Origin of the sequence: Phytopseudomonas argentinensis, from assembly GCF_900113905.1 — a bacterium.
In the GTDB taxonomy this organism is placed as follows: domain Bacteria; phylum Pseudomonadota; class Gammaproteobacteria; order Pseudomonadales; family Pseudomonadaceae; genus Aquipseudomonas; species Aquipseudomonas argentinensis.
The window spans coordinates 148,980-162,227 of sequence record NZ_FORC01000002.1; the positions used below are offsets into that span (position 1 = coordinate 148,980).

Sequence of the window (13,248 nt, forward strand, 5' to 3'; positions counted from 1 at the left end):
CGATGTTCGGAAAGCTGACACTAGACGCAATACCCCTGCACGAGCCCATCCTTGTAGTCACCATGATCGCGGTGGTACTGGGTGGTCTCGGTGTGGTCGCTGCACTGACCTATTTCAAGAAATGGGGCTACCTGTGGACCGAATGGCTGACCTCGGTCGACCACAAGAAAATCGGCGTGATGTACATTCTCGTCGCCCTGGTCATGCTACTGCGTGGCTTCGCTGACGCGATCATGATGCGTACCCAGCAGGCGCTCGCCCACGGCGGTGCCGAGGGTTACCTGCCGCCGCACCACTACGATCAGATCTTCACCGCTCACGGTACGATCATGATCTTCTTCGTGGCCATGCCACTGGTGGTCGGTCTGATGAACATCGTCACGCCGCTGCAGATCGGTGCGCGCGACGTTGCCTTCCCGTTCCTCAACTCGCTGAGCTTCTGGCTGTTCGTGGTCGGCGTGCTGCTGACCAACGTGTCACTGTTCGTCGGTGAGTTCGCCATGACCGGCTGGGTCGCGTATCCGCCATTGTCGGGTATCGAGTACAGTCCGGGGGTCGGGGTCGACTACTACATATGGGCGCTGCAGATATCCGGTATCGGTACGCTGCTCACCGGTGTCAACTTCTTCGTGACCATCATCAAGATGCGTGCCCCGGGCATGACCCTGATGAAAATGCCGATCTTCACCTGGACCATCCTGTGCACCAGCGTGATCATCTGCGGCGCGTTCCCGATCCTGACTGCCGTACTCGGCATGCTGACCCTGGACCGCTACCTGGATTTCCACTTCTTCACCAACGAAGCCGGTGGCAACCCGATGATGTACGTCAACCTCCTGTGGGCCTGGGGCCACCCTGAGGTGTACATCCTGATCCTGCCAGCCTTCGGTGTGTTCTCCGAAGTGACTGCAGTGTTCGCCCGCAAGCGTCTGTTCGGCTACGCCTCGATGGTCTGGGCCACCGTGGCGATCACCGTGCTGTCGTTCGTGGTCTGGCTGCACCACTTCTTCACCATGGGCTCTGGCGCCAGCGTCAACGCCTTCTTCGGTATCGCGACGATGATCATCGCCATCCCGACCGGTGTGAAGATCTTCACCTGGCTGTTCACCATGTACCGCGGTCGTCTGGAGTTCACTTCGCCGATCCTGTGGACCCTGGGTTTCATCATCACCTTCTCCATCGGTGGTATGACCGGCGTACTGCTGGCCGTTCCGGGTGCTGACTTCCTGCTGCACAACAGCCTGTTCCTGATCGCCCACTTCCACAACGTGATCATCGGCGGTGCGGTATTCGGCTACATGGCCGGTATCACCTTCTGGTTCCCGAAAGCCTTCGGCTTCCGTCTGCACGAAGGTTGGGGCAAGGCGTCCTTCTGGTTCTGGATCAGCGGTTTCTACCTGGCGTTCATGCCGTTGTACATCCTCGGCTTCATGGGCATGACCCGTCGTCTGAACCGTGTCACCAACCCGGAGTGGGTACCCCTGACCTACGTGGCCGTCTGCGGTGCGTTCCTGATCGGTCTGGGCATCCTCTGCACCCTGATCCAGTTCGCGGTATCGATCATCAAGCGCAAGGAACTGGCCGACGTGACCGGCGACCCATGGGACGCGCGTACCCTGGAATGGTCGACCTCGTCGCCGCCACCGTTCTACAACTTCGCCGTCACCCCGCGTGGTGATCGCATCGACGAGTTCCACGAGCAGAAGCGTGACGGCCTCAAGCCGGCGCCGAGCAAGTACTCGCCGATCCACATGCCGAAGAACACCGGCGTTGGCCTGATCATGTCCGTTGGCGCTCTGGCCTTCGGTTTCGCCCTGGTCTGGCACATCTGGTGGCTGGCAGCGGTGAGCTTCGTCGGTACGTTCGTGGTTCTGATCCGTAACAGTTACAACACGGATGTCGACTACTACGTGCAGCCCGACGAGATCGAGCGCATCGAAAAGGCACACATTCAAGCAAAAGCTAATCAGGCGTAAACCATGTCCAGTGAAGTTTTGAGCAACCACGCCGCTCATGACGATGATCATGAGCACGAGCATCACCACGACGCGGGTGAAATGAAGGTCTTCGGGTTCTGGATTTACCTGATGACCGACTGCATCCTGTTCGCGAGTATCTTTGCAGGCTTCGCGGTGCTCAGCACCGCGTACGCCGGCGGGCCTACTCCGAAGGATCTGATCGACCTGAAACTGGTTCTGGTCGAAACCTTCGCCCTGCTGTTCTCCAGTATCACCTACGGCATGGCCATGCTGGCCATGTACCGTGGCGACAAAGGCAAAGTGCTGTCCTGGCTTGCCGCCACCTTCCTGTTTGGTCTGGTGTTCATCTCGATCGAGCTGTACGAGTTCCACCACCTGATCCATGAAGGTGCCGCGCCGCAGGTCAGCGCTTACTGGTCGGCGTTCTTCACCCTGGTCGGCACCCACGGTCTGCACGTCAGTGCCGGCCTGATCTGGATGGCCGTGATGATGCACCAGGTCGCCAGCCGTGGCCTGACCCCGGTCACCCAGACCCGCCTGAGCTGCCTGAGCCTGTTCTGGCACTTCCTCGACGTGGTCTGGATCTGCGTGTTTACCGTTGTTTACCTGATGGGGGCTCTGTAATGGCTCATGATCACCACTCTGCCGCTGGCGCGAGCCACGGCAGCACCAAGGATTACGTCGTCGGCTTCGTGCTGTCGGTAATCCTCACCGTGATCCCGTTCGCGATCGTGATGAACCCCGTCATGTCGAAAGCGGCCACGTTGTTCACCATCGTCGCCTTCGCGGTCGTGCAGATCTACGTACACCTGGTGTACTTCCTGCACATGAACACTTCGTCCGCTCAGCGTTGGAACACGGTTGCCTTCGTGTTCACCATCCTGATCACCATCATCGTCGTAGCGCTCTCTATCTGGATCATCTGGAGCATGCACTACTACATGATGGCCAACTAAAAGAGAGCAGCCTGATGTTCAAGCAATACCTGCTCCTGACCAAGCCGGGCATCGTCTTCGGGAACATGATTTCCGTGGCCGGTGGCTTCTTCCTGGCTTCGAAGGGGGATATCGACCTGATGCTGTTCCTGGCAACAGCACTCGGCGTCGCTCTGGTGATTGCTTCCGGTTGCGTGTTCAACAACTACATCGATATGGACATCGATGAAAAGATGGAGCGGACCAAGAACAGGGTGCTGGTAAAAGGCCTGGTTCCGCCGACTCATGCCATCGTTTACGCCTGCATCCTCGGGATTGCAGGCGTTGCCTTGCTCTATAAAGCCACGAATCTGCTTGCAGTCGCCTTGGTCCTGATGGGCTTCGTCGTCTACGTCGGGCTGTACAGCCTGTACCTCAAGCGTAATTCGGTTTATGGAACCCTGGTTGGCAGTTTGTCGGGCGCCGCTCCGCCTGTTGTGGGCTATTGCGCTGTAAGCAACGAGTTCGACATGGGGGCAGCGATTCTGCTGCTGATCTTCAGCCTCTGGCAGATGCCCCACTCGTACGCTATCGCCATCTTTCGTTTCAATGACTACCAGGCCGCCAACATTCCGGTGTTGCCGGTGATCAAGGGCGTTCCCGCTGCCAAACGCAGCATCGTCCTGTACATCGCCGCGTTCCTGGTCGCCACCCTGATGCTGACCATCAGCGGTTACGCGGGCTACAGCTACTTCGTGGTAGCGGCAGTCAGCGGCGCCTACTGGTTGTGGATGGGGGTGTCGGGTTACAAGGCCGTCGATGACAAGGTCTGGGCACGCAAGCTGTTCGTGTTCTCCATCGTCACCATCACCGCGCTGAGCGTGATGATGTCGGTGGACTTCCAGGCCACGCCGAGCCAGATGCTGATGACCTCGGTCAATCACATCTGTGGCGTCGACAGTGTCAGTGGTTTCTGTGCGGCATTTGCCTCGCGCTGAGCCTTGACGAGCGAATCGAGCGGGCCCCGTCATCACCGATGACGGGGCCCGTTTTCGTTGTGGGGGCTATCAGGCTTCTAGCGATTTTGGAGATATGACGTGAACGAGCAAGACGCCTTCATCACCGGCCTCAAGGATCGCCTGCCCGAGGATCTCAGGGATTCCTTCAGCGCCGAGCAGCTCGCCGCGCTCAAGGTGGCCTTCGGCGCGCGGCAGTGGGGCCACCACCCCGTAGATCTGCGCGGCACCCTCAAACTGTGGCGCTGGCGTTACTATTTCGTGTTCCTGGCGGGGCGCAACAAGCGTGACCTCAGCCGCGCCCAGCAGGAGCTGTCGCTGACCGCCAAGGCACTGGGCGTCAGCCTGTTCCTGATGGTTTCCCTGGCGCTTGGCCTGCTGTTCCTGTACCTAGTCAAGTCGGCGCTGGGCATCAACCTGTTCTCCGGTTTCTCCCTGGGCTTGTGGGACTGGTTCAACCGCGTTTGAACAGCAGAACCTTGAGCCCGCCCTCGGGGCTCACGTCGGGAAATTCCGGCGGGTTGGCCAGGCGCCGCTCGAAGCGCAGCTCGGGGGCCTCGCTGACCATGCCGGCGATCAGGAAGTCGCTGCCGATATCGGGGTCGTTGACGCAGGCCAGCACGCGGCCCTCGGCGCTGAGCAGGTCGGGAAGCCGGCGCAGGATCTTGCCGTAGTCGCGGCTGAGGGCGAAGCTGCCCTTCTGGAACGACGGCGGGTCGATGATGATCAGGTCGTACGGCCCGTGGCGCTTGACCTTGCCCCATGACTTGAACAGCTCGTGGCCGAGGAAACTGACCCGGGTGAGGTCATGGTCATTGAGCCGGTGATTGTCACGGCCGCGGCTCAGGGCGGCCTTGGCCATGTCCAGGTTGACCACCTGCGCGGCGCCGCCGGCAAGTGCAGCCACCGAGAAGCCGCAGGTATAGGCGAACAGGTTGAGCACCCGCTGGCCCCCGGCATGCTCGCGCACCCAGCGCCGCCCCAGGCGCATGTCGAGAAACAGACCGGTGTTCTGCTTGCGGCCCAGGTCGAGCAGAAAGCGCAGGCCGTCTTCCTCGATGACCCATTCTTCGGGCAGCTCACCCACTAGGCAATGCATCGGGCTGTCGGGCAGGTAGCGCTGTTGCAGCAGCAGGCTGTGGGCGCCGCTGCGTTGCCATTCATCCGAGGTACCCAGTTGCTGCAACATTGTCTGCAGGGCCGCGAATTCATCGGCAGCCGGCTCGCGGAACAAGCACACCAGGACGATGCCCTGCAGCCAGTCGACCGTGATGTGTTCGAGCCCTTCCCAGCACCGGCCACGGCCGTGGAACAGGCGCCGGGTTTCGCCGGGCAGGGCGCGCAGCGAGTCGCTCAGGTGGTGGTGAAGCAGGGCGAGATGGGTGGCGTTCATCGTGGCGGCGCTGTAGGTCGACAGGGCGCGGCAGTGTAAACCAAGCAGCCGATTGGCTCACGGCCGAGGGCGATCGTCTGCTGCATAAAAAAGGCCCGTCCTGGGGACGGGCCAACATGCCACTGGAGTCAGCGTTACGACGCGTGTGTTACAGGATCGACAACGGATAGTTGAAGATCAGGCGGTTTTCACTGGCGTCCTGGCCGACGTCGCGGCGGACGCTGGAGTTGCGCCAGCGGATGCTCAGGTTCTTGAAGGTGCCATCCTGCACGGTGTAGGCCAGCTCGGATTCGCGTGCCCATTCTTCGGCTTCGCCGCCACCGGCCACACGGATATTCGAGCCGCTCATGTAGCGGTTCATCAACACCAGGCCGGGGACGCCCAGGCCTGCGAAGTTGTAGTCGTGACGAACCTGCCAGGAGCGCTCTTCAGGGCTGTCGAAGCTGGTGGTGAAACCGTCGTTGACCAGGGTGCCGCCGCTGGCGCCGTCGACGCGCATGAACTTGGTGTCACCACCCATGCGCTGGTAGCCCACGAGGAAGGTGTTGTTGCCGCGCTTGGCGGACAGGGCGGCCTGATACACCTTGTTGTCCAGATCACCGGCCTTGGCCGAGCCTTCGTCCTTGCCGGTGACGTAGCCGAGGTTGGCGCCCAGCACCCAGTCGCCGACCGGCTGGCTGTGGGTCAGTTGCAGGTAGCTCTGCTGGTAGATATCTTCCAGGCGGGCGTGCCACAGGCCGACCAGGGTGTTGTTGCCGTTGAACTTGAACTCGCCACCGCCGAAGTTGAAATCGCCGCCGGAAATGCCGCTGTAGGACATGTCTTCACGGCTGGCGTCGTTGCGCTGGCTGTTCTTCCAGAACTGGCCGCCGAACAGGGTCAGGCCGTCGATTTCAGCGGAAGTGATCTGCGCACCCTGGAAAGTCTGGGGCAGCGAACGGCCGTCGTCGGCACGCAGAATCGGCAGCACGGCGAACCACTCGCCAACCTTCAGTTCGGTCTTCGAGATCTTGGCCTTGGCGGCCACGGCGGTACGCCCGAAGTCGTCAGGAACGTTGCGATTGCCAGCGGGGCCGTGCTCTGGCAGCAGGCCGCTGTTGCTGGTGTTGGCATTGCCGTCCAGCTTGACCGAGTACAGGCCCAGCACGTCGATGCCGAAGCCTACGGTGCCAGCGGTGTAACCGGAGCGAGCATCGAGAATGAAGCTCTGCGTCCAGCCCTCTGCCTGGCCCTGGCGCTCGCCGTTGATGACCGGGTCGGTGCCGTTGAGGTAGTTACGGTTGAAGTAGTAGTTGCGCAGGTTCAGCGACACCTTGGCATCGTCTACGAAGCCTTCGGCATGGGCGGCGAACGGCACGGCCAGGGCCATGGTTCCGGCGCCGATCAGGCCCAGCGAGATGATTTTGCGTGCGGTCATTGTTGTTGTGCTCCCGATTTTTGAACAGCCCGTCCTCTGCCAATCGCTGATCGACATGCCGTGAGGTCGGTGTGGAATGCCCCTTACAGGGCGCAGACCTGCGCCATGGCGCAGGACTCTGCCTCAGGCCCTAGCCATCGGCGAATAGGTGGCGCGAAGGTATCGAGATGAATGCGACGGATCGGGCGCGGATGCCCGGAAGACGGTATGCAGGTGACGTGAAGGCTGGCTTCATGATGCGACCTTTTTTGTTTTTATAAGGCGTTGTTGTCATACAACATTGGCGGCGATTATCGACAGCTCCCAATCGGCTTGTCAACGCAAGCCGATGAAAAGATCACCTGATGGTTCCACTTGAACTTGGTCGGTACTCGCTGCCTATACCTAGAGCCCTGTAGATAGTGGCTTTCAGGTTATAGCGAGGCGTTTCTGAAGGTTTGCCCGCGTAGCCGTGTGCATGACCTGCAGGCGGCCTCGCCAGTGGGCTAATGTTGTGCGATAACGGATGACGACATCAAGACAAGAGAAGCGATATGCCACATTGCCTGATCGAAGGTTCCCGCTCGCTGCTGCAAAGCGTGGGGGGTAGCGAATTGGTAACGACGGTTCACGCGGCCGCCATGGGCAGCGGATTGTTCAAGGAGGGCGAGGTGAAGGTGCGACTCAGCCTTTACGACCACTTCACGATCGGCGGCAGCGAGGAGGATTTCGTGCACGTGATCTTCTATCTGCTGGCCGGTCGTACCGACGAGCAGAAGAAGACGCTGTCCATGGCTATCGTGCGCGCGCTGCTGGAGCGCCTGCCGGCGGTTCAAAGCCTGTCGGTAGATGTGCGCGACATACGCCGCGAAGCGTTCAGCAACCGACGCAGCTGCCTGGACGCCGGCTGAGCGCGAAGGGGCGGCAGAGATCCCCGCCCCCGCATGGCTTAGCCGCGGTAGTAGCGCTGGGCCACGAACGGCGTCTTGGCGACCTTCATGGCAACGCGCTTGCCGCGCACCAGCGCCCAGACCTCGCTGTCCACGGCGACATGGCTGCTCTGCAGGTAACCCATGGCCAGCGGAGCGCCCAGGCTGGGGCCGAAGCCGCCACTGCATACCTGACCGATGACTTCGCCCTCGGCGTTCACCAGCTCGGCACCTTCGCGTACCGGCGTACGCTCCTGGGGCAGCAGACCGACGCGCTTGCGAGCGACGCCATCGCGCTGCTGGGCGAAGATCCGCTCGGCGCCCGGAAAGCCGCCTGGCCGCGCGCCGTCGGCCCGTCGCGCCTTGGAGATCGCCCACAGCAGGCTGGCTTCGACCGGCGTGGTGTCGGCGTTCATATCGTGGCCATACAGGCACAGGCCGGCTTCCAGGCGCAGCGAGTCGCGGGCACCCAGGCCGATGGGTTGTACTTCCGGCTCGGCCAGCAGGCTGCGCGCCAGCGCTTCGGCGTGGGCGGCGGGGACGGAAATCTCAAAGCCATCCTCGCCGGTATAGCCGGAGCGGCTGACGTAGCAGTCCACGCCGAGCAAGCGCACGGCCTGGAACTGCATGAAGGTCATCTTCGCCACCTCCGGTGCCAGGCGAGTCAGCACCTCGACCGCCCTGGGACCCTGCAGGGCGAGCAGAGCACGCTCGAAGCGCGATTCGACCTGGCACTGGTTGGCGATGCGCTGCTGCAGGTGCATCAGGTCCTGGTGCTTGCAGGCGGCGTTGACCACCAGAAACAGCGTGTCATCGCCCAGGTTGGCAACCATCAGGTCGTCGAGAATGCCGCCGTTTTCATCGGTGAACATGGCATAGCGTTGCATGGCCACCGGCAGATCGACGATATCCACCGGCACCAGGCTTTCCAGCGCCTTGGCCGCGCCGGCGCCGCGCAGGACGATCTGGCCCATATGCGAGACATCGAACAGGCCGGCGGCTTCGCGGGTGTGCAGGTGTTCCTTCATCACGCCGAGTGGGTACTGCACCGGCATCTCATAGCCGGCGAACGGCACCATGCGCGCACCGAGTTCCAAGTGCAGGGCATGAAGGGGAGTTTTCGCCAGTATTTCAGAGCTCATTGCGCTCTCCTGTATAGGTCGTGAGCGGCCCGCAGCAGCGTGCGGGCTAATAGAGGGAGGGGGCTGCCGACGCGTTCGGCAGCCCAGGCGCGATCAGGCGTCCTGATAGGCCTCGATGGGCGGGCAGGCGCAAACCAGGTTGCGGTCGCCGAACACGTTGTCGACGCGGCCCACGGGCGGCCAGTACTTGCCGTCGATCAGGCTACGGGTCGGGTAGACCGCCTGTTCGCGGCTGTACGGGTGCGTCCATTCGCCGACCAGTTCGGCGGCAGTGTGCGGGGCGTTCTTCAGCGGGTTGTCGTCGGCGTGCAGCTGGCCGCGCTCGACCGCGCGGATTTCCTCGCGGATGGCGATCATGGCGTCGCAGAAACGATCGAGTTCCTGCTTGGACTCGCTTTCGGTCGGCTCGATCATCAAGGTGCCGGCCACCGGGAAGGACATGGTCGGGGCGTGGAAGCCGAAGTCGATCAGGCGCTTGGCCACGTCGTCGACGCTGATGCCGCTGCTGTCCTTGAGTGGGCGCAGGTCGAGGATGCACTCGTGGGCCACCAGGCCGCCTTCACCGCTGTACAGCACCGGGTAGTGCTCTTCCAGGCGCCGGGCGATGTAGTTGGCGTTGAGGATCGCCATCTGCGAGGCCAGGCGCAGGCCGGTGCCGCCCATCATGCGGATGTACATCCAGGTGATCGGCAGGATGCTGGCGCTGCCGAACGGTGCGGCGCTGACCGCACCCTCCTTGCGCGCCATGTGCCCGTGGCCGGGCAGGAACGGCGCCAGGTGGGCCTTCACGCCGATCGGGCCGACACCCGGGCCGCCACCGCCGTGGGGGATGCAGAAGGTCTTGTGCAGGTTCAGGTGGGAGACGTCGCCGCCGAACTTGCCGGGGGCGCAGAGGCCGACCATGGCGTTCATGTTGGCGCCGTCGATGTACACCTGGCCGCCGTTGTCGTGAACGATGGCGCAGATCTCGCGGATGCCTTCCTCGAACACCCCGTGGGTGGAGGGGTAGGTGATCATGATCGCCGCCAGCTGGTCGCGGTGCTGCTCGGCCTTGGCGCGCAGGTCCTCGATGTCGACGTTGCCGCGGGCGTCGCAGGCGGTCACCACCACGCGCATGCCGGCCATATGGGCGGTGGCCGGGTTGGTGCCGTGGGCCGACTGCGGGATCAGGCAGATGTCGCGCTTATCGTCGCCGCGGCTGTGGTGGTAGGCGCGGATCGCCAGCAGGCCGGCGTATTCACCCTGGGAGCCGGCGTTGGGCTGCAGCGACACGGCGTCGTAGCCGGTAGCGGCACAGAGCATGGCTTCCAGCTCGTCGGTCAACTGCTGGTAGCCGGCGCTCTGCTCGGCCGGGGCAAAGGGGTGCAGGTTGCCGAACTCGGCCCAGGTGACCGGGATCATTTCGCTGGCGGCATTCAGTTTCATGGTGCAGGAGCCCAGGGGGATCATGCTGCGATCCAGGGCCAGGTCCTTGTCGGCGAGCTTGCGCAGGTAGCGCATCAGCTCGGTTTCCGAGTGGTAGCGGTTGAATACCGGGTGCTCGAGGATTGCCGACTGGCGCAGTTGTGCAGCCGGCAGGCTGCTGTCGGCCCCGGCGGCCAGTGCGGTGAAGTCCGGCGCAGGCTTGCCATTAGCGAACAGCGCCCAGAGCTGTTCGATATCCGCCTGGGTGGTGGTTTCGTCGAACGAAAGACCGAGGCGCTCGGCATCCACTTCACGCAGGTTGATGCCGGTTGCGCGGGCTTTCTCGTGCAAGGCGGCGGTCTGCGCACCGGTGCGCAGAGTAACGGTGTCGAAGAACGCCTGCTGTTCGACCGCCAGGCCGAGGCCTTGCACGCCACGGGCGAAGATCAGGGTGAGCTGGTGAACGCGTTTGGCGATCCGGGTGAGCCCCTGGGGGCCGTGGTAGACGGCGTACATGGCGGCGATGTTGGCCAGCAGCACCTGGGCGGTGCAGATGTTGCTGGTGGCCTTCTCGCGGCGGATGTGCTGTTCACGGGTCTGCATGGCCAGGCGCAGGGCCGGGTTGCCGAAGCGGTCCACCGACAGGCCGACCAGGCGGCCCGGCATGTCGCGTTTGAAGGCGTCGCGGGTGGCGAAGTAGGCTGCATGCGGGCCACCGAAGCCCAGCGGTACGCCAAAGCGCTGGGCACTGCCCAGGGCCACATCGGCACCGAACTCACCCGGCGCCTGCAGCAGCGTCAGGGCCAGCAGGTCGGCAGCGACCGCGACCAGGGCGTTGGCCGCATGGAAGCGCTCGACCACGTCGCGGTAGTCGAAGACGTCGCCATTGCTGGCCGGGTACTGCAGCAGCGCGCCGAAGAAGGCGCTGGCGTCATCGATGGCGGCTTCGTCACCGACCACCACCTCGATGCCCAGAGGCTCGGCCCGGGTGCGCAGTACGTCGAGGGTCTGCGGGTGGCAGTGCTGGGAGGCGAAGAAGGCATTGGCGGCCTTGTTCTTCGACAGGCGCTTGCAGAAGGTCATGGCTTCGGCGGCAGCGGTGCCTTCATCAAGCAGCGAGGCATTGGCGATCGGCAGGCCGGTGAGGTCGCTGATCAGGGTCTGGAAGTTGAGCAGCGACTCCAGGCGGCCCTGGGAGATTTCCGGCTGGTAGGGCGTGTAGGCGGTGTACCAGGCCGGGTTTTCCAGCAGGTTGCGCAGGATCGGCGCCGGGGTGTGGGTGCCGTAGTAACCCTGGCCGATGTAATTGCGATACAGCTTGTTCTTCGCGGCGATGGCCTTGATCGCGGCCAGGGCCTCGGCTTCGCTCTGGCCGTCGCCGGCCGGCAACACGCTGGTGCCCTTGATACTGCCGGGAATCACGCTGGCGGTCAGCGCGTCGAGGTCACTGAAGCCCAGGGTTTCCAGCATGCCAGCGGTGTCTTGCTCGCGCGGGCCGATATGGCGGGTGATGAATTCGTTGCGGGTGGTCAGATCGGTCATGGTCTTCTCTCAAGCGTCGGCTTTGGCGTTGAGCAGGCGCTCGTAGGCGTCCTGATCGAGCAGGCCGGCCAGGGCGCTGGCATCGGCTGGGCGGAAGCGAAAGAACCAGCCCTGGCCCAAGGGCTCGGCATTGACCAGCTCCGGGCTGGCTTCGAGGTCAGGATTGACCTCGACCACTTCGCCGTCGAGCGGCATGCCGATATTGCTGGCGGCTTTCACCGACTCCAGTACGGCCACTTCGTCGCCAGCGGCATAGGCCTGCAGCTCGGGCAACTGAACGAACACCACATCACCCAGCGCGTCTTGAGCGTAGGCGGTGATGCCTACGGTGACCAGGCCGTTGGCCTCCTGGCGCAGCCATTCGTGCTCGACGGTAAAACGCAATTCGCTCATGGGGGTTCCCTTGTTGGTCTGTGCGCCTCTGGGTTGGGCGCGATTATCCAGATATCGCATAGCAAACTCGGTGCCACTTAATATTTTGCTTATCAATCAATTGGTTATGAATTTCTCTGGTTAGCCGTAAAGCTATATGTATTGATTTCAATACATATAGGGCGGACATTCGCCGGGAACATCCATGGAGCCCTGACATGTCGTCAGCGGAGATGTCTGTGTCGTAATGGATACGCTGTATCTAAATCGATACGGCTCGCTGAGGGAGGCGCCGTACCGGCTGCCTCAATGCAGGGCGGGGTGCGCACTTGATCGGCGCAGGCGTTCGCCAAGTTTCAGGCGCAGGCCTGCGTCGTCACACAGCAACAGCGCGCGCTGCACATCGAAGCGCTCCGCATGGGCGCAGTCCAGGTTCTTGTAGAGGTCGGCCCTGGCCAGATGATCGTTGACATTGGGCGGTGCCAGAAGCAGCACGCGCTCGGCATCCTTCAGCGCGCTCAGATAGTCTTCGGCCTGGCTGTGCAGGTGACGCAGGTTGCGTGACAGGCGCACGATCATGCTGCGTGCGTCACACCCGAGCATATGTTCGGCGCTCAACTGGGCGTGGGGGCCGAGATAGCGCAGCAGCAGTTCACGGCAGTCGCGGGTATAGAGTCGCCGCCCCCCGCAGGGGTCGAGCAGATGGTCGGCGCCGGGTACCCGCAGCAGGAAATAGCCGGGAAAGCTGACGCCCTGCAGGGGGATCTGCAGCCGACGCGCCAGCTCCAGGGCAATCAGCGCAATGCTCAGGGGCTGACCGCGCCGCCGCTGCAGTACCTTGTGCAGCAGCGCGGCCTGGGGCCGCACCGGGCTGTCGTCATCTTCGTAAAAATGCAGATCGCTGAGGCGTCGCAACAGGGGTTGCGCCAACTCCTGGGGCGGGAAGCTGGGCAGGCCGGCATCGACCTGGTGCTTGAGGCCCTCGAATTCGCCCATGAGCTGCCGGGGCTGCACCGCTGGATCGTGTTCGGCTGCGACCCACAGCGCGGCTTCGAAAAGCGCCGGCGGATCGGCGTTCAGACAGGCAATGCAATGATCGCGCGCGCTCATGGTCACCTCCCGGGGGATGAGCCTGTTTTAGCTGCGCACGCGTCGGCCGTC

At 62.9% G+C, this 13,248-nt stretch carries 12 protein-coding genes; 6 read left to right on the forward strand and 6 right to left on the reverse strand.

Annotated features, from left to right (window positions below; translation table 11 throughout):
- Nucleotides 1–2 precede the first annotated feature (2 nt).
- From cyoB to BM154_RS09235, 5 genes are all read left to right on the forward strand, one after another.
- On the forward strand, nucleotides 3–1,976 hold the full coding sequence (gene cyoB, locus BM154_RS09215) for a cytochrome o ubiquinol oxidase subunit I (RefSeq protein ID WP_074882570.1): 1,974 nt from the start codon (nucleotides 3–5) through the stop codon (nucleotides 1,974–1,976).
- Nucleotides 1,977–1,979: 3 nt separating this feature from the next.
- Complete coding sequence (gene cyoC, locus BM154_RS09220) at nucleotides 1,980–2,603, forward strand: cytochrome o ubiquinol oxidase subunit III (RefSeq protein WP_074882571.1); 624 nt, start codon at nucleotides 1,980–1,982, stop codon at nucleotides 2,601–2,603.
- Nucleotides 2,603–2,935: a cytochrome o ubiquinol oxidase subunit IV gene (locus tag BM154_RS09225; RefSeq protein ID WP_013790124.1), complete on the forward strand. Its 333-nt coding sequence runs from the start codon at nucleotides 2,603–2,605 to the stop codon at nucleotides 2,933–2,935. The genes cyoC and BM154_RS09225 overlap by 1 nt, the downstream gene beginning before the upstream one ends.
- A gap of 11 nt (nucleotides 2,936–2,946) precedes the next feature.
- The gene (gene cyoE / locus BM154_RS09230) at nucleotides 2,947–3,891 is read left to right on the forward strand and encodes a heme o synthase (protein ID WP_208609440.1); all 945 of its coding nucleotides are present in this window, start codon (nucleotides 2,947–2,949) and stop codon (nucleotides 3,889–3,891) included.
- Between the two features lie 99 nt (nucleotides 3,892–3,990).
- Nucleotides 3,991–4,377: a 3-phosphoshikimate 1-carboxyvinyltransferase gene (locus BM154_RS09235; protein WP_074882573.1), complete on the forward strand. Its 387-nt coding sequence runs from the start codon at nucleotides 3,991–3,993 to the stop codon at nucleotides 4,375–4,377.
- Here BM154_RS09235 and BM154_RS09240 read toward each other — a convergent pair.
- Complete coding sequence (locus BM154_RS09240; protein ID WP_074882574.1) at nucleotides 4,364–5,302, reverse strand: class I SAM-dependent methyltransferase; 939 nt, start codon at nucleotides 5,300–5,302, stop codon at nucleotides 4,364–4,366. The two genes, BM154_RS09235 and BM154_RS09240, sit on opposite strands and share 14 nt — an antisense overlap.
- 148 nt (nucleotides 5,303–5,450) lie before the next feature.
- The gene (locus BM154_RS09245; protein ID WP_074882575.1) at nucleotides 5,451–6,719 is read right to left on the reverse strand and encodes an OprD family porin; all 1,269 of its coding nucleotides are present in this window, start codon (nucleotides 6,717–6,719) and stop codon (nucleotides 5,451–5,453) included.
- A gap of 533 nt (nucleotides 6,720–7,252) precedes the next feature.
- Between BM154_RS09245 and BM154_RS09250 the strand changes: the two genes are divergently transcribed.
- Nucleotides 7,253–7,609, forward strand: a complete 357-nt coding sequence (locus tag BM154_RS09250) for a 5-carboxymethyl-2-hydroxymuconate Delta-isomerase (protein ID WP_074882576.1) — start codon at nucleotides 7,253–7,255, stop codon at nucleotides 7,607–7,609.
- Nucleotides 7,610–7,647: 38 nt separating this feature from the next.
- On the opposite strand, the gene gcvT is transcribed toward BM154_RS09250, so the two are convergent.
- The 4 genes from gcvT to BM154_RS09270 all read right to left on the reverse strand — a co-directional run bounded on the left by gcvT (nucleotide 7,648) and on the right by BM154_RS09270 (nucleotide 13,197).
- On the reverse strand, nucleotides 7,648–8,769 hold the full coding sequence (gene gcvT / locus BM154_RS09255) for a glycine cleavage system aminomethyltransferase GcvT (protein ID WP_074882577.1): 1,122 nt from the start codon (nucleotides 8,767–8,769) through the stop codon (nucleotides 7,648–7,650).
- 93 nt (nucleotides 8,770–8,862) lie between these two features.
- A complete protein-coding gene (gene gcvP / locus BM154_RS09260; protein WP_074882578.1) occupies nucleotides 8,863–11,715 on the reverse strand; it encodes an aminomethyl-transferring glycine dehydrogenase in 2,853 nt (950 codons plus the stop codon).
- Nucleotides 11,716–11,724: 9 nt separating this feature from the next.
- On the reverse strand, nucleotides 11,725–12,108 hold the full coding sequence (gcvH, locus tag BM154_RS09265) for a glycine cleavage system protein GcvH (RefSeq protein ID WP_074882579.1): 384 nt from the start codon (nucleotides 12,106–12,108) through the stop codon (nucleotides 11,725–11,727).
- A 285-nt stretch (nucleotides 12,109–12,393) separates the two neighbouring features.
- Nucleotides 12,394–13,197, reverse strand: a complete 804-nt coding sequence (locus tag BM154_RS09270) for a SirB1 family protein (protein WP_074882580.1) — start codon at nucleotides 13,195–13,197, stop codon at nucleotides 12,394–12,396.
- Between the last annotated feature and the right edge of the window lie 51 nt (nucleotides 13,198–13,248).